We start from the raw sequence: 21,164 nt of genomic DNA, 5'->3' as shown, positions 1-21,164 counted from the left end.
TCATGAAAACGTCATTGCTCGCCCTGGTACTGCTCGGCACTGCCGCCCAGGCCGCCGACACCGTGAATATCACCGTAAGCGGCACCCTCACCCGACCGCCCTGCGTACTGACTTCTGGCACCTCCCTCACGGCAGCATTCGGTAATGTGCGCACCGACCAGGTCGCCACCACCGATACCGTAGCGGTTCCCGTGAAAATGACCTGCCCGGCTGGCTCATCGCTGAACGTAAGCTTCGCTTCCAGCAAAGGCACGCACACCGACACCGTGGCCAAGACCACGGCCGACAACCTCGGCGTTTCGCTGTTGTGGGCAGACAATACGGTGGCCAACCTCAAAGGCACCGCCAAGGCCTACAGCAACCTGAGCGGCAACGTCGACATCAGCCTCAAGGCGAAGCTGATCGCACAAGGCACCCTGACGCCGGGCGCGTTCACCTCGTCGATCGTCATGACCATCAACTACCTATGAAAGCGCTTATCTGGATACTGCTGGCGGTGACCGGCACGGCGGTTGCGCAACCGGCGGATGAGGCGAAGATCGATGTCAGCGGCAAGCTGATCGCGCCGCCCTGCACACCACGTTTTCCCACCTCGCAACAGTTGAAACTGGGTGACGCCAACCTCAACCAGTTGGTCGATGACAGCGTCGCCGCTACCGACGTACCGCTGATCTTCGATTGCCAAGCTGACAGCCAGGTGAGCCTGACGTTTTCAGCGGGGTTGGGCAGCGCTGACAAGCAGACCCTGCTCACCAATCGCGCTGGTCTGGGACTGCGCCTGGGGTTGTGGAATAAAAGCGCGACGGCCGATTTCAGTCTGGGAGAAACCAGCAACTGGACGGTGGAAAAAGAACTATTGGAACTGACCCTACGAGTCAAGCCGGTGACCGTGGGCGAACTGCCCGAAGCGGGCAGCTACAGCGCAACGCTGTTGATGCAGATGACGTACCGCTAACCCCCCTACTGAAACTGCCGGGCCTCGATGCAATAGGTCAGCAGCGCCTGATCACTGTCCACATCCAGCTTGCGCATGGCCGAGATTTTCTGTGCGCTGACGGTCTTGTTGCTGCGGCTCAATTGCCTGGCAATGTCGCTGACACTCATCCCTGTGACGAATAAACGCAGCACCTCCATCTCCCGTGGCGACAAGCTCTGGAACCGCTCCTGCACCTGAAACCCGTTGCCCACCACCGACGTCGCCGCCGGCATCGGCGCCCGGTAACTGCGCTGAGCACTGATGGCGCCCAGGGCTTTCTCGATTTCACCGTGCAGGTGGTTCTTCTGGATCACGCCGGCCACGCCCAACTCCTGCAAACGCGTGAGGATCAGGCTGTTGGAGATCATGGTCAGCACCAACACTTGGGTCTCGGGGAAGTGGCGCAGGATGTACTCGATCAACTTCAGGCCGTCGCCATAAGTATCATCGCCGGGCATGTTGAAATCGGTGATCAGCACTTGCGGCCGATGGCTGCGCAACTGCTCGATCAACTGCGTCGAACTGACCGCCTCGCCCACCAGGCGGTAGCGGGTGTCGCGCTGCACGATTTCGCGCACGCCCACCAACACGATGGGATGGTCATCGGCTATGACGACGTTCATGTCTCGCATGGTTCAGCTCTCTTGTAGGGGGCGTTCATCAGGTGGATGACTCGGCCAGCAGGCACTGCGCGACGGCCGTCAAGCGCGCGCACAACACACGGATCTGCGTGGTGGCATGGCTGTCCAACGGGCCATCGTAGAGGGTGTTTTCCCATGTCTGACAGGCGTTGGACAACAGCCCGGCGCGCACGCTGGCCAGCGCGCCGTTGAGGCTGTGCAGGCGTTGGCGCACCCGATCAGAGTCGCCGGCGTCCAGGCCCTGTTCAATGAGTTGCACGTCGACCAGCAGGGTCTCGCCCATCAGTTTGCGCATGGACGGCGACAGCTCGATCCAGCCTTCGCGGTCGCGGTCCGGCGCCGGTGTCGTTAGGGCCGTGGCGCGCCTGCAGTGCGCCATCAACGCCTGGCGCAACATGCTCAGGCTCAGCGGTTTGACCACCCAGGCATTCATGCCCACCGCGAGGCAGCGTTCGCCTTCCTCGCGCAACGCATTGGCGGTGACGCCGATAATCGGCACCTGCACGCCCTGTTCGCGCAAGGCGCGGGCCAGATCGTAACCATTGAGGCGTGGCATGTTGATGTCGGTGATCACCAGGTCAAAAGGCTGCGAGCCCCAGATCTGCAACGCATGCTCGCCGTCCCGCGCCACGGTGGCCTGGGCGCCGAGGGCTTCGAGCTGCTCCTGCAATACCGCCTGGCTGACTGGGTTGTCTTCGGCCACCAGCACCCGCACGTTCAGGCACGGCGCATCCAGACAGGGCGAGGCCAGCGCCGGGCTGATGGCTGAGGGCACAGAAGTGAGAATCGGCAAGGTAATGAACAGCGAAAAACTGCTGCCAAGGCCCGGTTCGCTGACCACGCGCATGCTGCCGCCCATCAATTCACTGAGGCGCGAGCAGATCGACAGCCCAAGGCCCGCGCCATTGCCATCCTGGCCGCCGGCCACTTGGTAGAACGGTTTGAAGAGCTGTTCCACGGCCTTTTCCGGAATGCCCACGCCGGTGTCGGTGACTTGCCATTGCAAGGCGACTTCCTGCTCGAACAGCTGTTGCACGGTGAGGCGCAAACGCACGCGGCCGGAGTCGGTGAACTTGATCGCATTGCCCAACAGGTTGTGCAGGATCTGCCGAATGCGCCCGGCATCGCCGCGCAGTTGCTGTGGCACCTGCGGGTCGATCTCGGCGTCGATCTGCAAGCCTTTGTTGCGCGCCGTGGCGGTGAACGCCAGCACCGACTCGTCCACCAGTTGATGGGGGTCGAAGGCAGCCGCCTCCACCGCCATTTGCCCGGACTCGATCTTCGACACGTCGAGCACGTTGCTGATCAACTGGAACAGCACAGTGGACGAGCCCTGGATGATTTCCAGGTACTGACGCTGGCGCTCGCTCATGTCGGTCAGGGCCATCAGCTCCAGATTGCCCAGCACGCCATATAAGGGTGTGCGGATCTCATGGCTCATGGTCGCGAGGAACACCGTCTTGGCCTCGTTGGCGGCGGTGGCTTCCTGACGGGCCTGGTTCAGTAATTGGGCTTCGTCCACATGCCGCGTGATGTCGTTGCAGCCGCAAAGAAATACGTCGTCGCCCTCGTAGCGCGCGGCCACCACCACAACCTGCAAATAACGGCCGTCCACCGCCAGGCACATTTCGCCGGGGGTGTCGGCGCCGTCGTTGGCCTTGAGTACCGCCAGCAAGGACGCGGTGCCGCCCAATTGCAGGGCGCGCTGGTTCTCCAGCAGCAGTTGCGTGTCGCTGCGCCGCACCACGCACAGCCCGGCCGGGGCGTTGTGGAGCATGATGCGGTTGAACGCTTCGCTCTCGAACAGCCGCTCCTGAGCGCGCTGCGCCGGGCTGACGATGCGCGTCTTGTACCAATGATTGATCCACCAGCCGAGCAGCATGGCGGCGAGGAATGTGAGGCCGAGACCGAGCAGCGGCCATTTGGCGTAGCGCAGGAAGTCCTGATAGGTGATGGCGTACAAGCCGGTCCAGCGTTCACCGCCCGCGCTGGTCATCTTGAAGCGCAAGCCCTGGCGGCTGAAGCTCAAGCCCATCGGCGCCATCTGTTCGTCGCCGAGGCTGCCGAGCAACACGTCGCCCTCGGGCGCGATCAGGGTGAACTGGTTGTAGACCGACAGTCGCAACACCCGCTCGAACTCATCGACCTGGGACGTATCCACCACCGCCACCAAGGCCAGCAAGCCCTGGCCTTGAGCAGCCGGCAACACAGCGCCGGGCACATCAAGACCGATCATGGCGACCACGCTGCGGCTGTCGTGATACAGCTGCGACGGCGCGCGCATCCAGCGCACGCGGCTGTCATTGAGCAAGGCGGCCTGGCGCTGTTGCAATTCATGCAAGCGCCCGACCACCTCGCGGTACTGTCCGGGCAATAACGGCTGATGCTGGCGTAGGCCGCCAATGCCGGGCACAGCTAGGCTGGTGAGGTTGTCAGGGGTGAGCACGAACAGCTGTGGCGATGCATAAAACGAGCTAGCCCAATAGCCGCCATAGTAGTCGGTCAATTGCACGCCAAATGCCAGCGCGCGCCGTGTGTCATCCGCCGATAAGCCGGGATCGTGGGACAAGGTGAACGGCAGCGAGAGCGCAAACCCCTTGGCCTGCAACACCACCTGCCCTGCGTCGCGCTGCACCTCCACCACCGACGTCGATTGCACCGCCGGCAACGGCGCCGAGTTGCGCTGGCTGTAGCCGCTGGCCACATTGCGCAGAAACGCCTCATGCTCATGGATGATTTCCACCACACGGGCAAAGTGAAACTGGATCTTTTCCTGTTCGGCTTCCAACAAACGCGACACTGCCCAATAGCAACTGCTGGACAGCAGCAAGGCGAGCCCGGTGAGCAACAACAGGGCTTTGTTCAGGCGTTGAGAGCTTTGCGCCAGCTTGTCCAGGCGCAGACTTGCATGTTTCATCGTCAGTACCGCGAAAAGCCTGGAATCAGGACGTAGGGCCTATGCTTCATCCGGCATTGACCGATAACACCCGGCTGACCGGATGACCCTTCCTCTGGGCTTCTTGACTGTGTGACCCCGGCCGTTCAGATAAGTGCTGGCGCAGGGCCATCTTCGATCAACAGCGCGCTGAATTTTTCGGCAGCGACGCCGTGGGAAATCAAGAAGCCTTGCACCTGGTCGCAGCGAAAACGCCTCAGCACCGCCAGCTCAGCCTGGGTTTCGGCGCCTTCGGCGATGGTCGTCAGGCCCAGTTTGCGGCCCAGTTCAATGATGCTTTGCAAGGCCGACGCCAGGTGTTCGTTGTCTGCACAACCGTGCACCAGTGAGCGGTCGATCTTGACCTCGTTGAACGGCGTAGACACCAGGTTGAAGTAAGAACTGAAGCCCTTGCCAAAATCATCCTGGGCCAGACCGAAGCCCATCAGACGCAGGCGACATGCTCCAGCGTAGTAGTTGCTGGCCAACTGTGTGGTGGAGCTTTCCATCAGTTCGAAGGTGATTTGCCGGGGCTCCGCGTCGCGCTGCAGCACTTGGGCCAGCAAGCGATCGACCAGGTCGCACTGGTCGAGCAGATGGGTTGGCAGGTTGATCGATACCGGCAACCGGTAGCCGAGCTGCGCCCACTGGGCCTGGGCGGTCAGGGTCTGGGCGAGGATGCAGGACAGCAGTTGGGTTTCCAGGCCCTGGCGTTCGATCCCGCCGAGAAACTCGGCGGGCATCAGCAGGCCCTCCTGCGGGTGGACCCAGCGAGCCAGGGCTTCGGCGCCGACAATACGCCCGTCGTGCAGGGATTTCTTGGGTTGGAACCAGGCCTGGATCTCACCGTTGGTCAATGCGCGGGCCAGGGTGTCCCGCGCCAGGTTGACACCGCGATGGCAACACGGCGTGCGCGCCTGTTCGGCCAGCCGGTCGAGGCAATCGCGCAGGCTGCGCACCTGCGGATCGCTGATCGGTTTGGACAGTAATCCAGCCACCGTCAGGCCCAGGTTGCCCGCGACCTCCCCGGCCCCCACCAACATGCGCCGCGAAGCCACACTCATCAGCGCCAACGCGGGCGGCGCCTGCAGGCCGGCCAGTTGCTGGATCAGTTGCACACCGTCCATCCCCGGCATCATCAGGTCGCTAAGCAACAGGTCGTAATGCTGGCTGGCCAGGCGCTGCAACGCGGTGGCGCCATCCCAGACCGCGTCGACGTCAAACCCGCCGATGGCCTGGAACACGTTGATCAGGTACTCATGCTGAAAGGGATGGTCTTCCACGATGAGCACGCGATAGGCACTCAAGGCTCGCTCCTTTGAAAGCGCTGCAGGCACTGATAGAGCGCGCGCAGGGTAAACGGCTTGACCAGGCAGTGGTCCATGCCGGCGCTGAGGCAACGCTCGGCTTCGTCGAGCATCGCGTTGGCCGTGGCGCCGATGATCGGCAGCGAACAGCCCAAGCGGCGAAGTTGTTCGGTGAGTTCGTAGCCGTTCATGCGCGGCATGTTGACGTCGGTGAGAACCATGTCGAACGGGCGTTCGCCCCACAACGACAGCGCCTCAATGCCGTCGCCGGCGAGTACCACGGTGCAGCCGAGTTCTTCCAACTGGTCGCGCAGGATCAACTGGTTGATCAGGTTGTCTTCAGCCACCAGCAGACGCAGGTTCAGGCTGACCTCGGCGGGCGCCTCGCGGGGGATGGGCGACAGGTGTTCCTCGATGCCCTGGGCGCGGCTGACGGCACGATTGAGCGCGTGCAGGTTGTTCAAGCCGATCTGCCAACACGCGCCCGGTCCCAGCGAGACGCCATGCTCATCAGCCGACGCAACTACCCGTGGGCCCGACCAGCGAAGCCGCGCAGCATCGACCGCGCCAGGATAAAGCTCGACCAGCACCGCGCCGGGGTCGGTGGCGACGGATTCGGGCACGCCCAATTGCGCCCGCGCCCCCCAGCGCCGCAACCAGCCCCCAATGCTCTCGGCCAGTTCGCGTACCGGTGACACCACATAGACCCGCTCGCCCAACAACGGCAAGGCCCAGGGCTGATCGTCGGTGACCTGCTCCAACGGCAAGTTGAAGGTAAAACTGCTGCCCAGGCCCGGCTCGCTGACCACACGCAACGTGCCGTTCATCAAGTGCACCAGGCGCTTGCAGATCGACAGCCCGAGCCCGCTGCCCGCCACCACATTGGCGTTGCCGCTGGCCTGGAAGAACGGCTCGAACAAATCGGGCTGGTCGTGCGCCGCAATGCCTTTGCCGGTGTCGACCACCTGCCACTGCAACATGCTGCGCTCGCCCTCACGGCTTTCCAGGCGTAAACGCAGGACGATGCGCCCGCTCTCGGTGAATTTGAGCGCGTTGTTGAGCAGGTTGTTGAGGATCTGCCGAATCCGTGTGACATCGCCGCGCACGCGTTCGGGGGTGTGCGGGTCGAGGCAACTGAACAATTGCAGGCCCTTGCTCTGGGCGGCACCGGCGTAGCCTTGAATCACTTCCTGCACCAGTTCCAGCGGAGAAAACACCGTGAGTTCCAGGGACAACTGCCCGGCTTCGATCTTGGAGACATCCAACACGTCGCAGATCAATTGCAGCAGGTTCGCGGAGGAACCTTCGATGGCATTCAAGTAGCCGCGCTGCTGGTTGTTGAGCTCGGTGCGGGCAAGCAACTCCAAGGTGGCCAGCACGCCATACAACGGCGTGCGGATCTCGTGGCTCATGGTTGCGAGGAACAGGGTCTTGGCCTCGTTGGCCGCATCCGCCAGGGTTCGCGCCTGCTCCAGCGCCAACTCGACCTGCTTGCGCTCGCTGATGTCGCTGAAGGCACAGATCAATACTTCTTCACGTTGGTAACGGGTGGGCGCAAAGCTCAGGAACAGGTGGCGACCATCGGCCATCTGCAACTCGTCGGTGCTGCCGTGTTCGGCATCATGGAAGGCACGGCGAACCCAGTCGAGACACAGTTGCCGGCGCTCCTGGCCCTTGCCCAGCCATTGGCGCGACAACGGGTTTTCCAGCACCACTTCGCCGTCACTGCGCCGCAGCACGCACAAGGCCACCGGGGCGATCCGAATGACCGCACTGCTGAACGCTTCGCTCTCCACCAACGCTTCGATGCGATTGGCCGCCGGGATGATCAGGCGCTGGTCGATGCGCCGTACCAGGCGCACCATCAGCAGGCTCGCCAGAGCGCACAGCAGCAAGCAGACCAGCAACGGCAGCGCCAGGCTGGGCAACAGCGAGCTCAACTCCAGGCTGTAGACGATCTGCCAGTGCGAATAGCCCAAGTGCTTGCGGATCGCCAGGCGGTCGGGCAACCAGCGGCTGCCTTCCCAGCCGAAACTGGCGGTGGAGTGATACTGGCGCAACACCTGCGCCGCCGCCGGTTGATGGGGCGCGCTGCTGAAAATCAGCTGGCCCGCACCGTCGAGCAACATGAAGTCGCCGGCCTTCTCATGCTGCAAGGCGTTGATCAGGTCCGGTCCGTCCACCTCTAATCCAAGCCAGCCCGATGAAGGACTGCGCTCGTCCAGGCGCGTAAAAATGTACAGCGATGAATCCAGGCGACTCTGCTCGGTCAGCCACAACTCATCGCTGACCGACACCTTGCCGGTATCCACCGCCATCAAGCGTTTCAACACCGATTCCGGTACGGCTCCCGGCGCTTCGCCCACGGTAAACAGGCGCTCGACCAGCGGCGTGGCACGCTGCGGCACGTAAATCAGGTTGACCTGGTTGGCCTGCAAGTAATCGAGCATGCGTCGGGTCAGCCACAGGCTCCAGATATTGCCTGCTTCACCGAGGGTGATATGCACTTCTTCGGCCGGCACTTCATTGAGGTTGCCCACGGGCGGCGTCTTATGGCTGACGGTGGACAGGCCGAGGCTCTTCAACAGCGTCTGGCGGCTGACGAAAAAACTCTGTGCGTCGGAAATCGCCTCGTTCATATAACTGCGCCGCAGCGAAATTTCCTCGCTGAATGCCGCACGCAGATAACTGTAAGCCCCCACATAAACGCCTAGCACCAACGCAAAGGCAAACAAACGCAACAACTTGCGGGCTGCCTTGGGCGTCGAGAAGGTTGAATCGAGGGGTTGCAGGAAATGTTTGAGTTTCATCGCCCAAAGGTTAGGGATGAGCAGGAGCCGGGTGAATAAGACGGATCTCAAAGGCCGGCGCCGTGATGGGATGGAACTCAGGCGTAATCCGCTGTTCTAGACTCCTTCGTGGCCGCCTCGTTAGGATCGGCGGCTCGTCTTTCCCTCCTGCACAGAGCGATCCATGTCTATCCAGCAAACACCCGGGCACGTATTGCCCGCGCGCAGCGCCGCCAAAATGGAAGCCGCCATGGCCGTGGGCGCTTTCGCGATCGGTACCGGCGAATTCGCGATCATGGGCCTGATGCCCGACATCGCCCAGAACCTGGGGTTGAGCGAACCTCAGGTCGGCCACGCCATCAGCGCCTATGCGCTGGGCGTGATGGTCGGCGCGCCGCTGCTGGCGATCCTCGGCGCCAAGCTGCTGCGCAAACATATGTTGTTGCTGTTGATGGGCTTGTACGCGCTGGGCAACTTCGCAACGGCATTCACGCCCACCTTCGGTTCGCTGGTGGCGTTCCGCTTTATCAGTGGCCTGCCCCACGGCGCCTATTTCGGCATCGCCGCCGTGGTCGCCTCCAGCATGGTGCCGAGCGACAAACGCGCCGGTGCCGTCGCCCGCGTCATGATGGGCCTGACCTTGGCCATGCTACTCGGCAACCCCATCGCCACCTTCCTCGGCCAACACCTGGGCTGGCGCTCGGCGTTCGCGCTGGTCAGCGTGATTGCGCTGTGCACCATCGCCCTCGTCTGGCAATTCGTGCCGCACCGCCATGACGAAGAACGCAGCGACCCACGCAAGGAACTGCGTGCCTTCACCAAACCCCAGGTGTGGATGGCACTGTCCATCGGCGCAATCGGGTTTGCCGGGATGTTCTGCGTGTTCAGCTACCTGGCACCGACCATGCTCGAAGTGACCAAAGTCTCGCCACAGTGGATTCCCTTTGGCCTCGCCGCGTTTGGCGTGGGCGGGATCATCGGCAATATCGCCGGCGGCAAGCTGTTTGATCGCATGCAGTTTCGCGCGGTGGGTTGGATCCTGGTGTGGTCGATTGGCGTATTGCTGTTCTTTCCGTTCGCAGCGGCATCGCTGTGGGGCGTACTGCTGAGCATGGGCCTGGTCGGCACCATGGTGGCGTTGGCTGCACCGTTGCAGATCCGCCTGATGGACATTGCCCACGAAGCGCCAAGCCTGGCGGCAGCGTCCAACCATGCGGCATTCAACCTGGCGAACGCGCTGGGCCCGTGGTTTGGCGGCATGGCGATCACGGCCGGGTTGGGTTGGACCAGCACCGGCTATATCGGCGCAGTCACTGCGTTGGCCGGGTTGGGGATCTATCTGATTGCACGACGGATGAAAGGCGGGGAATAAACGAATAGAACCGGTTGAAATCAGGCATCAACGCCAGGAAACGCTCAGAAAACCCTACGTGAAAAATATTTCATTTCCAGACAGGTTACGTTCAGGTTGGATCCAATAGATCGTGCATGTAACATATCTGTAATACTTTTCCGAATGACAAGGATGTGTTTTGAGCTTTCCCGATAGAAATGTGCTTGAGAATTTTCCCGCAACGCTCAATCACGGCAACGCGACGGTGTTCACCACACACACCAGCGGCGACGGAGTCCACCAAGCGATTCAGGACCTGATCGACACTCGCCATCAACTCAAAAACCGCATCAGCGCGCCGTTGAAAGGCATGGAGAACGATCTGTTCGCCAAGTCCCAGCCGTTGGACAGCCTGCGTCCAAAACTGCGCGTCACCTTCGGGCGCTCCAAACGCGACGGCACATTCGACTGGCCCGTAGAGGAAGTCATCAACACCCTGGGCGCGCAGAAGCGCGGCGCACCGGTCGCCGGACTGCGTGGTTTCGGTTACAGAAAATCTGCGCTTGGCCTAATCCAGGAATTCTTCATCTTCACCGAGATGCTCGACGGCTACCTCAGCGGCCTGGAATGGCTCAAGCAGGAACGCGGCGTCCTAAGCCTGATCACTGCGTCATTCAAACTGCTGCGCGCCCTGCACAGCAAACACATCATCCATATGGACTTCTGGGCCAACAACGTGATGGTCGACCCGCAGCACCCCACGTGCGCCAAGGCGATTGACCTGGAGAACTGCTTCCTCACCCAGACTGACTACCTCACCGAAGTGCTGGCCTTTCAATTCGGCTTCTATTATCGACGCGAGGTTTTCCGTTTTGTGATCGAGCAGGATTACGACCGCATGGTGATGGAAGAACTGGTCAACTATCCCCGTATCGACCGTGCGCGTTTTGACGAGATGTACACACTCAGCAAGCACGAAAACATCAGCCGCCGGGCACGGCGTGAGATTTTCCATAAAGGCACTGTCGAAGTGGGCTGACGCAGCCCTGCCTGTAGTAGCTGGCTTGCACAGGGCCGGGCGAGAACGTGTGGGAAATTTCTTGAGGGATTTAGCGGTCTGAGCTGCACAGCCGCCTCAATCTTTATTTACTGAATTCCCAACTCTGTCGAAGGGCCCACTGTGAAATTCATTTGCGCATTCACGCTTCTATTGCTCGCCCAGGCTGCCTATGCGGCCGAGTCCCCCGCGAACCCTGATCCCTACGGCGGCCCTGATAAACGCCCAGAGAACAGTGAAAATGTCACAACGTACTTGAACGAAGATGGCTCCTCCACCACCTCGGCAGTGATGGTTTATGGCGATGGCCATAAGGAACACTGCATTATCCAAATGGCACCGCCTGCAGCGACACATCGGCTACCGAAAGTCACCAGCAAGACGTGTACGAGGATTCGCTCGTACTTTAAATAGCGGGCGCAGGGAGGAAGCCGCGATTTCCATGCGTACGTTACCAAGTCTCCAAGTACGTAGTATCCTTAAAATTAAATATCCCCCCTCGATCACTGACCATGCACAAAACCCAGTCGTTTTTACCCAACAAAATTGGTCGAGATTTTATAGTCGGTGACGTCCACGGGCACTTCAAGCTATTAGAGCTTCTTTTAAAAAAAGTGGACTTCAATGAACGCATAGATCGAATCTTCTCTGTGGGCGACCTCATTGACAGAGGACCCGACTCCATCGATGCCGTGGTCTGGCTACAGAAGCCCTGGTTTCACGCCGTGAGAGGCAACCATGAACAGATGGTTATCGACTGTGTTTCTGGCAATGGCGACATTGCCAGGCATTCGCGCAACGGTGGAGCATGGCTCTACAAACTATCAACTCAATTTCAACAGACCCTGTCTGACGCCTTAAAAGATCTTCCTCTAATAATAGAGGTTGAATTAACAGATGGTCGAAAAATTGGGATTGTGCACGCAGAGACTCCGCTGACGCATAACGATGACACCTGGCAGAGTGCAAAAGACGCTATTACGGGTCAGTTTGGCGAAGTCCATCAACGCCTAGCGTTAGAAAAAGCACTGTACGCCAGAACAAAAATCGAAAGCCTCGACGAAGCTTTAACTCAAGGTATTGATCAAGTTCATGTCGGCCATTCAACTGTATCCTCCCTTACCTATTTTGGAAATACGATCTACATAGATACAGGCTGCTCCTTTGACGACGGAGCGTTAACCCTCATAGAACTAACGACTCAGACGGCTACAAACGTTTCCATGCAAGCAATGCACTAAAGAGACGCCAGGGTCAGGCCACGATATCCGACACAATCATTGATTGAGGATCCTCACCGTGTACCCTGTCGCTTGAGACGGTGAAGAGCGCAAAACACCCCTGATACATCCCTGATAAACTAGGCCACTCGCCTCGTTGACTCAGATTCCCAATGTCCCTACAAACAGCTCCACTCTCCCGCCGCTTCTCCGTTGCCCCGATGATGGATCGAAGCTACTGAGATAAAAATGCTTTATTTTTCAGTGTAATATTGAACATTTAATATTTGCTGTAGCAAAAATCTAGCAGGTAATTGGGGATAAACACTCAGAAAGAGCCATTTTTCACGCAAGATTATGTCCAATCGCTGACATGCCGGATTATTGTCAGGGCGCCGCTCTGTGCAATTACCGCCTTCTGTTTGGAACAGGGGGAAGGCCGGCCCCCCCCGCACCACAAAATAAGCGATAAAAATCAGGAACTTAGCGTTTACCGCAAGTGCCTTTTTTGTACCTGGATGGGTGGTTTTGGCTCGGTTATGCCAGCTTTATGACGCCTGCCTGCCCGCGAAGCCCATCCTTGGCTGTCGCCTTTACCTCAACAACCGACAACACGTTTTCCGTCGCTTTTCCGGTTTGAAAACGCGCCACAGCGGTCTGTCTGAGGTATTTAATCTGTGTTGGCTTACACACAGAGACTCACACATGCCGACACATGCCCCCAAGAAATACCTGATTAGTCACACCTCTCTGCAGCACTGCTTTGACAAGAGCCGCTCTGGCCTCGAAAAGCTGCGCGAAACCGACCCCAGCTTCCCTCGCCCCATCAAATTCGGACCGAGCAAACAGGCTGGAGTTTACTTCGTCGTCGCGGAGGTGGAGGCCTGGCTGGAGATCAAGATCAGTGAGCGCAATGGCGTCACTCAGGATCTCTCCGAGAGAAATGAGCGATGACCACGCACGAGCAGATCCCGCCGTTCTTGGCAGAGATGCCCGAACCGGCACTTAACTCATATCTGAGTCTGGAAATTGCGCCAAAGCCGCTCCCGAGCGGGCTGTCTCAGGTCATGCCCTGGCGTGACGAGCTATTGCCAGCCGACCTGCGGGAATATGTACGTGACGTCGCTGAACGCACCCAATGCCCGCCAGATTTTATTGGGGTCGCACTCGTGGTTGCTGTCAGCGCTGTGGTGGGTCGCAAATTTACCATCCACCCGAAACAGCACGACGACTGGGTGGTCGTCCCCAATCAATGGGGCGTCATCATCGGTCGACCATCAGCGATGAAATCGCCAGCACTCAAACATGCACTGCGCGCACTGCATGCCCTGGAGTCCAGCGAGCGCAAACATTACGGATTGGCTGAGGCCGAGCACAAGGCCAGCAGCGAGCTACTCGAAATGGAGCGCAACGCCGCCAAGGTCAAGGCAAAAAAACTTCTCGGTAACGGCGACAAGAACGCAGCTTTGGCGGAACTGAACAGACTTTCCAGCGACATGCAGGCTCCAGTCCTGCGCCGGTACATGGTCAACGACTCAAGTGTCGAGAAACTCGGCGAACTGCTCAACGAAAACCCCAACGGCCTACTGCTAGTGCGTGACGAGCTGGGAGGCTGGCTGGCGACGATACAGAGCGAGGACGGTTCTGTTGCGCGCGCGTTCTACCTGGAGTGTTTCGATGGCAACGGCTCATTCACCTACGACCGCATTGGGCGCGGCACCATTTTCATCGAGTCATGCTGCTTATCCTTGATCGGCGGCATTCAACCGTCACGTATCGCATCGCTGGTGCGCGCCGCGATCAGCGGCGAATTGGATGACGGCCTGATTCAGCGCCTGCAACTCGCCGTTTATCCCGACGATGTCCGCGAATGGCGTCTGGTGGACCGCTGGCCGAACAAAGCCGCCACTGAGCGCGTGGATTGGGTTATAGAGCAACTCGACCAAATACCAGATGAGCCTCGTTCTGCACTCAGGTTCAGCCCAGAGGCACAGGAGATATTTAACGCTTGGTATACCCGTCACATGCAGGAAAGCCGGGGGGAAGAATTACATCCAGCATTGCAGTCCCACTTCCTAAAAATGCCGCAGACAATTGCCGGATTAGCACTTCTATTCGAGCTTATGGGCGGAGGACAGCAAGTGGTCAGCGCAGAGGCTGCTACCCGAGCGATTGACTGGGCGGCCTACCTGATGAGCCATGCACAGCGGTTGTACGGTGCAGCAATTAACGCCCCACTACTGGGTGCCCGGTTGCTCCTGGAACGCCGGCAGAAATTACCCGAGCCGTTTACCGCACGAGAGGTGCGCCAGAAGGACTGGACGGGATTGGGCTCGCAGGACGCCGTGAATAATGCGCTCGCAATTCTGGTTGAACACGACTTCATCGTTGGCTACGAGGTTGCCGGTGAGAAGGGCGGCCGCCCATCGACGCGATATGTCTGGCGAAATACATAGCCTCGGCCCAGCTTATTTACTCAAAAGGCCTGTAGGTAGACCTACAAAACCTACGAAACTTGGTTCTGTAGGTTTCGTAGGTAGCCCCTCCATGGTTGGGAGTAATAATCTGCACTCTTATAGAGGTACCTTTACACGAATTCAGCAGGCAAAAATGTAAAATTGCCAGTGGCGGCTAACGGCCAAAAGCAGCCAAAAGCGGCTCCTTGACCGCCGATTAGCCGGGCGGCTCGTTACTTCTCGTGCGAACAACTCTGGAGTCCACCGTCACTCATTCGTTAGTGCTCAATATTTGCGGGCTTCACGTGCGACAGGTAGGATCCGCCCCATCTACCTACTGCGCTAACGCGTTCGCCAGGCTACCCATGGATCGCCCGCACGAGCTACCGCCGTGCATGTATGGACACAGGTAAAGCATGACTCGAAACCTCGCATCGATTGGCCTAATGTTCGCCCTGGCCGGTTGCCAGAGCCCCAACGACATGGGCAAGAGCACCGCCGACTACATCAAGGCGGCACGGCAGACTCCGATGGAACGCTACCTCAAAGAACAGCGCAACCGTTACGAGCCGCTTGGCACCTTCGATTACACGCGGGACGACAACCAGAGCAACGCCTGCCGTGAAGCCATTTACAGCAGGGATGTTGCACCCGCTAGTATGGAGATGGTCAAGGGAAGCAGCGATGCTGGTAATGCGATGTGCCGGCATGTGCTCGGCACGTTTTACGAGAGCGGCAACGGCGTCACTCAGAACATCGGTATGGCCCGCGGTCTGTATCTCGAAGCGGCAAAGGATGACCCTTACGCCTATGTCGAACTCGGGCGCATGGCGCGCGACGGGGTGGGCGAGCCAGCTGATTGGATTAAAGCCCGTGATTACTACCGACTGGGGGGACGATCTGGTGCGGTGGCACTGGGTGGGATGATGGAGCACGGACAGGGCGGTGCGCACGATGTGCCCGGGGCCTTGAAGCTTTACATTGACGCGACGCAGAAGTATGGCGACAAAGCTTGGCAGGCGATACAGCCACTGTTGGCGCGAGGGCTCGAACTCGACGCCGGGCAAGTGCAGAAGTACAACCGGTTGTGGACCGAACGATTTGTACGCGAGCAGCGCAACCGCTTGTTGATGTCTACGGTGTTCCAGCATGTTAAGGCATCCGGTCAGACCTTCACGGTCACCGTGCTTTACCGGTTCACGGCTGGGCAGCCCCGTTCCAAGGCCTATCTGGTCAAGAGCTGCGGCGATCCGGTTATCGACAGTCTTGTGGTGTCGGCAGTGGACGGCCTACCCATGCAGGATCCCTACCTGGTGCCGGCGGGCGAGGACATTCCGCCCATCCAGGTGCCTGTCGTATTAATGCCAACTGCTGGTTGAAGCCTTGTGTTGCCATTGCTGACCTCATCACTGGCAAGCCGGCTCCTGAACAGTCCAAACTTCGAGAGTAGCGTGGGAGCGGACTTGCCCCGCGATGAGACCGGTTCAGGCAACGCTGCGGCCAGCCTACACTCAAGAGCGCTGCTACAGCCGTCAGATATGAATGAAGGCAAGCGCAGCGCGCATGACTGCGTCCGCTCTTTCTTCTGCACCTGACCTAGTACCCAATCCAGCAACCTGCGCCCGGCATCAAGCTCGGAACTCACCGGCCAATGCTTCGGGTTAGCCCCAGTAGCGAACGTCTGCTATTGGCCGACTGCTGCCGGTCATGAGCGAAAAACATCAGCCTTTTCGGTGATGAATTGGGACTGCTACTGTGGGACATGCGCGCTTGCGCTGCGCGTAGAAAAACGCGAGTGAAAAAAGTCAAGCCAACCTTAATTTTTTCTCCATCTGATTCGTTGAATTAAGAAACTACGTGAAGAGAAGAGCTAACCATGGACGATTTAGTTTTTTACAAAAAAGGCAAGCCGATTGCCATTATCGCCCCCTCCACCCTGTTTTCTCGGGGTGCTGATGAAATTGTTGTAAACGGCCCTGCAGGAATTTCAAGCGTTAGAAGCAGAGACGAGCAATCTCTTGAAAATGCTTTAAATGAGACTGGAGCTCTAATCCTAGGATCGCCCGATGAAATTCAAAAAATAAAAAAACTTCTTCAGAATCCCGTAACCAGTAGAACCGCAAGCTACTTCCTGAGTGTTGCACACCTATGTTCAGATGTAATTGCGGACATGGAGGTTTTGCGAAATGCGAAAATTCTCGTAGCTGGTTGCGGAGGGATTGGAAGTTCGGTAGCTATGCTTCTAGCGGGTGCAGGAATACAAAATCTCATCCTGACTGATAATGACTTTATAGAAAAAAGCAACTTGAATCGCCAACTTTTTTGGACATTAGCAGATCTAGGCCATTTGAAGGTGGATGTGCTAAAAAATGGACTAAATGCTAGATTTGAAAATCTAAGCATAACTACTCATGCGGAGCCATGCACACTTGATCTTCTTAAGTCTCTTATCCCAGAACAAGTTCATGGTGCAGTTATAACCGCTGATGACCCTCCTACTCTCGCAAGAGACGGCGTTCTTATCGCGGAGGAGTTCAATATCCCTGTTGTCTCTGGGGGCTATCTTCATCACTTCAGCACCTCATTTCTATTCAAGCCAGAAGACGCAAGAAATCTGGTAGACAGCGTCAGGAGTGATCATTCCACATCCTTAACGAGGTTGCCCAGTGGAATAATGCCAAGTTATGGCCCAGTAAATTTTAATCTTGCGTCGGTGCTATGCAGCAATCTGATTTCTGCGCTGGCAAAAAATATCTTCAAAGGTTTTGAATCCAGAGTAGAGCGATGGGATAGTTCCAGAATAGTCATCTAGAATTGATATACTGAAAAGTTATCAACCGCTCCGCCTGAGTCTTCAGTCAAAAAAAATCACGCTTCGGCTCAGTAAGAATTTCCGTAAGTGTCGTGCGCATTTCAATGCAACTCAAATATTAAAAAGATCAGTGCAGAGCTGTTGACAAAAGTAAGAAAAAGCTCAATGATTATTACGAACGATTCTCGTTCTCATATAAATTAAAGGAATATCTTATGAACCACAAACTGCTTGGAATCGCTTCAGTAATTTTGGCAAGTGCACCCGCCGTGCAGGCCACCGCCTTGCCAACACCACCAGTAAAAATCGAAACGCAACTGCAGCACGATGATCTGGGTCGACCAGTAGCGCCTTTTGCAAAGCATGAAGTGCTCAAGGAGTCTCTTGCCAGCGTCTGCACTCTTCCGAGCGCATCAGCACACAATAGTCTTTGTAACTAAGATCCGTCTGGAGCAATAAATTTTTAACTAAATTTATTGCTAATGAAACTCATAGTAGATGTGAAGTATACCTTCGCATCTACTATGTTAATTTCGCCGCCTTGGAAAATTATCTTATGAACACTGAGAGCTTAGACTTTAGCACGATGTCCTATCCAGATCTTGTGGCGTTCATGCAACAAGAGAACACACCTCCAGGTGGAAGCTATGCATTAGATTACTTGATCGAAAACTCCGGAATTACATCCAGCTCTCATCTATTAGACCTAGCTTGCTCGACAGGTTATAGCTCTAGGTACTGTTACGAAAAAGTGGGAAGCAGCGCTGTCGGCATTGACTTAAGCAGCTCTTCAGTAAAAGTTGCAAATGCAACATCTAGCGCGATGGACGCAACTGGAGATTTACATTACCAAGTAGCCGACGCTTGCGCATTACCTTTCGAAAAAGAGTCATTTAGTCATGTGTTAGGAGGGTGCAATTTTGGGTTTATTCAAGATCGTCGACTCGCACTATCAGAATGCCACCGAGTTCTGAAGCCTACTGGGACTTTGTGCATTTCCAATTTTTTCTTTAGAAACCCGCCTCCCGAGCACATACTAAATTCGGTAGAAGCAGCTCTAGGCTGGCGTCCAGAACCATCATGGACATATGATTACTGGAAAGATTTTTTTGTAACAGGCGGATTCAAACTTGGCTCTGAGTTCACTTATGAACTGTTCGCCGAAAATGAGGAAGTGCTAGCAAATCGTGTAATGTGCTATCTAACTGAAGAAAATCCTTCGACAAAAGTTATTCCCACCCATCAACAGAAAAACTTATACAATCATTTTTTTGAAATTCGCAAAAGCTTGAACGCTCAGAAAGATTTTCAAGGAGTAGCATTTCAGATATGGCACAAGTAGCCCCCCCGGAAGAACTCATGACGACCGTTCGCGATCATCTTAGAGAGATGGTAGATCCTGATCAGCCTTTCTTTATTTTTGATCTTGAAAGCGCTAGAGCGAAAGCGAGAAGCTTTATGGCTTCTGCTAAAGAGTATTTCAATCATGTTCAGGTCGCTGCATCTCTGAAATCGTGTAATTTAGGAGCGTTTTGCCAAATGCTCAAAGACAATAATTACTGGATTGAAGCATGCTCAATAGAAGAAATAAAGTTAGCATTACAAGCAGGCTTTGAAAGTAACCAAATAATTTTTGATGGGCCGCTCAAGCTCGACACTGAGTTATTTTTCGCTATTGAAAATGAGGTGCTACTGCAAATCGATAGTATAAAAGAAGTCGAAAGAATAGGTTCAATATGTTCGAAAATCAAAAAAAAATGCCGTGTGATAATTCGCCTATCACACATCTATAGAGATAATGGTTATTCTCGTTTTGGCTGTACATCCAATGAGTTTGAAGAAAGCATCATCCCCAAGCTACGCAATAATGAACTTATAGAGCATGTTGGATTTCATCTTAATGTCGGATCAAATCTACCGACTCCAGAAGCTATAACAGACGCCATAGAAGATTGGTCGGCATTTCTAATGAAACACATGCCGGATCAAGGAATACTAGACTTGGGAAGCGGCTTTCCAGCGGACTCGTTCTCAACAGACATTAGTATTCAAACCCCATCTGCCGAAATGTTCTTTGACGAAGTCTCTAAAAAAATTCAAACTTTATTTGGACAAAAACAGGAAAGCTGGAATTATATTTTTGAGCCAGGCAGATGTCTTAGCGAGGACTATGGTTATCTCTGCGGAAAGGTTTTTAGCACTAAATGGCGTAACGGCATAGAACTTCTCCAAACAAACTTAGCTTCAAACTGGGTTCCCTCAATTCATCGATGGGCTCATTCGACCGTACAAGTATCAAAGACTTTACGAGCACCAATAAATCACGCACAGTACCTAGTAGGTTTCAATTGCTTTGAAACTGATTATCTCACGGTTCTCGGTGAGAATTTCTCTTTAAAAGAAAATGATTATTTTCTTATAAGAGGCTGCGGAGCATATGACCTACAAACAATGACTCAGTGGATCAGATGTAAGCCTGTAGTCTACATGTATGATGATAGCCGACTAGTGATCTGTCGGTCGCAACTCAAACCAAGTCAGCTAGTCTTAGGTGATATCTATCAAAGATGTGAAGAAATTAAAATAACAGATACTTTATCTTTAGTTAGCTCGAATCTCACGCATGCCAAAGATCTTTTCCGCCTGATAGCTAAAAACAAGAAAAACTTCGAAAAATATATGCACTGGCCAAGACACACCAAAAAACTGGAGGATGTAGAAGAGTTTTTAATCTCCTGCGCAAAAGAGCATCAAGAAAACATTTCAAAAACTTACATACTATGTCAATCTGGCCAACCGTGCGGAGTGCTGTCTTTCAACTCCTTGGATATAGATAATAAAACAGCATACTTGGGCTACTGGTTGGATATTGACATGCAAGGAAAGGGTTTTCTAACAGCTGCCGTAAGAAAGCTTATTGAAACTTATGGAAAAAGCAACCAGATATGTCGCTTCGTTATCAAAGCGGCAGTAAGAAATGAAAAGAGCAACAAACTGGCTTTACGTTGTGGCTTTGATTACGAAGGAACACTCAAAAAATCAGAGCGCATTGGCGACGAGTATCTAGATCAAAATATATATGCATTGATCTTGTGATTTTTTTGGATGCCAGAGCAAGGACCCGTTCCCAGTGGAGACCGAGCACCAAGGCCTAAAGCTGTTCGTTACCGACCTCGACTTCTGATCCATGGCAGATGCCGGGACAGCGAAATTTGCATTGGTTTAGTCGTCGCGCTGCAAACCTAATACGCGGTTCGTATACCGTAGAAGTCGCAAGGAGGTGTGTGGCGGCCTTGCCCTGATTACACACTCCACTTTGCCTCCGTCAGACTGGACACATCAGACGCTGTACTGGCGTGCTGTTGAAAAGTACTTACGAACTTTCACAGACCATATCTCGTCGACCAGTGCATTGAATTACCTCACTAACCAACTGAAAAAATTCCTTGGAGACAACGATAGGAATGGAACACGTATCGATCTAGCGGATATTACTGCCTACCCTGCCTATCAACGACTTACGCGAGGGCTGGCAGGGTTGGGTAAAGCTGCGGATAGCTGCCTTAGGGATAGTCTGAAGTAGGCCGCTATTTTTCGACTGCTGAGCCATAGGCGCTTTCAAAAAACGGCAGCCGTTC

16 protein-coding genes are annotated in these 21,164 nt (G+C 55.7%); 12 read left to right on the top strand and 4 right to left on the bottom strand.

Going from position 1 to position 21,164, the window contains the following annotated elements; translation table 11 throughout:
- Nucleotides 1–2 precede the first annotated feature (2 nt).
- Both ACEN2T_RS11085 and ACEN2T_RS11080 read left to right on the top strand, forming a co-directional pair.
- Entirely contained in the window at nucleotides 3–470 is a 468-nt protein-coding gene (locus ACEN2T_RS11085) for a fimbrial protein (RefSeq protein ID WP_095184177.1), read from the top strand.
- Nucleotides 467–955, top strand: coding sequence for a fimbrial protein (locus ACEN2T_RS11080; protein WP_442116746.1), 489 nt, complete (start codon nucleotides 467–469; stop codon nucleotides 953–955). Before ACEN2T_RS11085 ends, ACEN2T_RS11080 begins: the two co-directional genes overlap by 4 nt.
- A gap of 5 nt (nucleotides 956–960) precedes the next feature.
- Here the strand turns inward: ACEN2T_RS11080 and ACEN2T_RS11075 are convergent, their stop codons facing one another.
- The 4 genes from ACEN2T_RS11075 to ACEN2T_RS11060 all read right to left on the bottom strand — a co-directional run bounded on the left by ACEN2T_RS11075 (nucleotide 961) and on the right by ACEN2T_RS11060 (nucleotide 8,669).
- Complete coding sequence (locus ACEN2T_RS11075; protein ID WP_179179350.1) at nucleotides 961–1,608, bottom strand: response regulator; 648 nt, start codon at nucleotides 1,606–1,608, stop codon at nucleotides 961–963.
- A 28-nt stretch (nucleotides 1,609–1,636) separates the two neighbouring features.
- Nucleotides 1,637–4,534, bottom strand: a complete 2,898-nt coding sequence (locus tag ACEN2T_RS11070; RefSeq protein WP_442116745.1) for an ATP-binding protein — start codon at nucleotides 4,532–4,534, stop codon at nucleotides 1,637–1,639.
- A gap of 125 nt (nucleotides 4,535–4,659) precedes the next feature.
- A complete protein-coding gene (locus tag ACEN2T_RS11065) occupies nucleotides 4,660–5,859 on the bottom strand; it encodes an EAL domain-containing response regulator (RefSeq protein ID WP_095184174.1) in 1,200 nt (399 codons plus the stop codon).
- Nucleotides 5,856–8,669: an ATP-binding protein gene (locus tag ACEN2T_RS11060; protein WP_099601419.1), complete on the bottom strand. Its 2,814-nt coding sequence runs from the start codon at nucleotides 8,667–8,669 to the stop codon at nucleotides 5,856–5,858. The genes ACEN2T_RS11065 and ACEN2T_RS11060 overlap by 4 nt, the downstream gene beginning before the upstream one ends.
- 163 nt (nucleotides 8,670–8,832) lie before the next feature.
- Here ACEN2T_RS11060 and ACEN2T_RS11055 point away from each other — a divergent pair, with 163 nt between their 5' ends.
- The 10 genes from ACEN2T_RS11055 (at nucleotide 8,833) to ACEN2T_RS11010 (ending at nucleotide 20,622) form a co-directional block, all read left to right on the top strand.
- Nucleotides 8,833–10,020, top strand: a complete 1,188-nt coding sequence (locus ACEN2T_RS11055) for an MFS transporter (RefSeq protein ID WP_099601418.1) — start codon at nucleotides 8,833–8,835, stop codon at nucleotides 10,018–10,020.
- A 160-nt stretch (nucleotides 10,021–10,180) separates the two neighbouring features.
- Nucleotides 10,181–11,020, top strand: coding sequence for a lipopolysaccharide kinase InaA family protein (locus tag ACEN2T_RS11050; protein WP_442116744.1), 840 nt, complete (start codon nucleotides 10,181–10,183; stop codon nucleotides 11,018–11,020).
- A gap of 530 nt (nucleotides 11,021–11,550) precedes the next feature.
- A complete protein-coding gene (locus ACEN2T_RS11045) occupies nucleotides 11,551–12,279 on the top strand; it encodes a metallophosphoesterase (RefSeq protein WP_442116743.1) in 729 nt (242 codons plus the stop codon).
- A 684-nt stretch (nucleotides 12,280–12,963) separates the two neighbouring features.
- Complete coding sequence (locus tag ACEN2T_RS11040) at nucleotides 12,964–13,212, top strand: helix-turn-helix transcriptional regulator (RefSeq protein WP_442116742.1); 249 nt, start codon at nucleotides 12,964–12,966, stop codon at nucleotides 13,210–13,212.
- Complete coding sequence (locus ACEN2T_RS11035; protein ID WP_442116741.1) at nucleotides 13,209–14,714, top strand: YfjI family protein; 1,506 nt, start codon at nucleotides 13,209–13,211, stop codon at nucleotides 14,712–14,714. The genes ACEN2T_RS11040 and ACEN2T_RS11035 overlap by 4 nt, the downstream gene beginning before the upstream one ends.
- A gap of 446 nt (nucleotides 14,715–15,160) precedes the next feature.
- The gene (locus tag ACEN2T_RS11030; RefSeq protein WP_442116740.1) at nucleotides 15,161–16,093 is read left to right on the top strand and encodes a tetratricopeptide repeat protein; all 933 of its coding nucleotides are present in this window, start codon (nucleotides 15,161–15,163) and stop codon (nucleotides 16,091–16,093) included.
- Between the two features lie 497 nt (nucleotides 16,094–16,590).
- Complete coding sequence (locus tag ACEN2T_RS11025; protein ID WP_442116739.1) at nucleotides 16,591–17,526, top strand: ThiF family adenylyltransferase; 936 nt, start codon at nucleotides 16,591–16,593, stop codon at nucleotides 17,524–17,526.
- Between the two features lie 215 nt (nucleotides 17,527–17,741).
- On the top strand, nucleotides 17,742–17,966 hold the full coding sequence (locus tag ACEN2T_RS11020) for a hypothetical protein (protein ID WP_368962286.1): 225 nt from the start codon (nucleotides 17,742–17,744) through the stop codon (nucleotides 17,964–17,966).
- A 116-nt stretch (nucleotides 17,967–18,082) separates the two neighbouring features.
- Nucleotides 18,083–18,868: a class I SAM-dependent methyltransferase gene (locus tag ACEN2T_RS11015; protein WP_368962284.1), complete on the top strand. Its 786-nt coding sequence runs from the start codon at nucleotides 18,083–18,085 to the stop codon at nucleotides 18,866–18,868.
- Nucleotides 18,869–18,885: 17 nt separating this feature from the next.
- Nucleotides 18,886–20,622: a GNAT family N-acetyltransferase gene (locus ACEN2T_RS11010; RefSeq protein WP_442116738.1), complete on the top strand. Its 1,737-nt coding sequence runs from the start codon at nucleotides 18,886–18,888 to the stop codon at nucleotides 20,620–20,622.
- Nucleotides 20,623–21,164 lie beyond the last annotated feature (542 nt).

The sequence above is a fragment of the Pseudomonas sp. W22_MBD1_FP4 genome, assembly GCF_052113765.1.
In the GTDB taxonomy this organism is placed as follows: domain Bacteria; phylum Pseudomonadota; class Gammaproteobacteria; order Pseudomonadales; family Pseudomonadaceae; genus Aquipseudomonas; species Aquipseudomonas sivasensis.
Note: the sequence above shows the minus strand (reverse complement) of the source record. Positions and strands in the feature narration are given on the sequence as shown.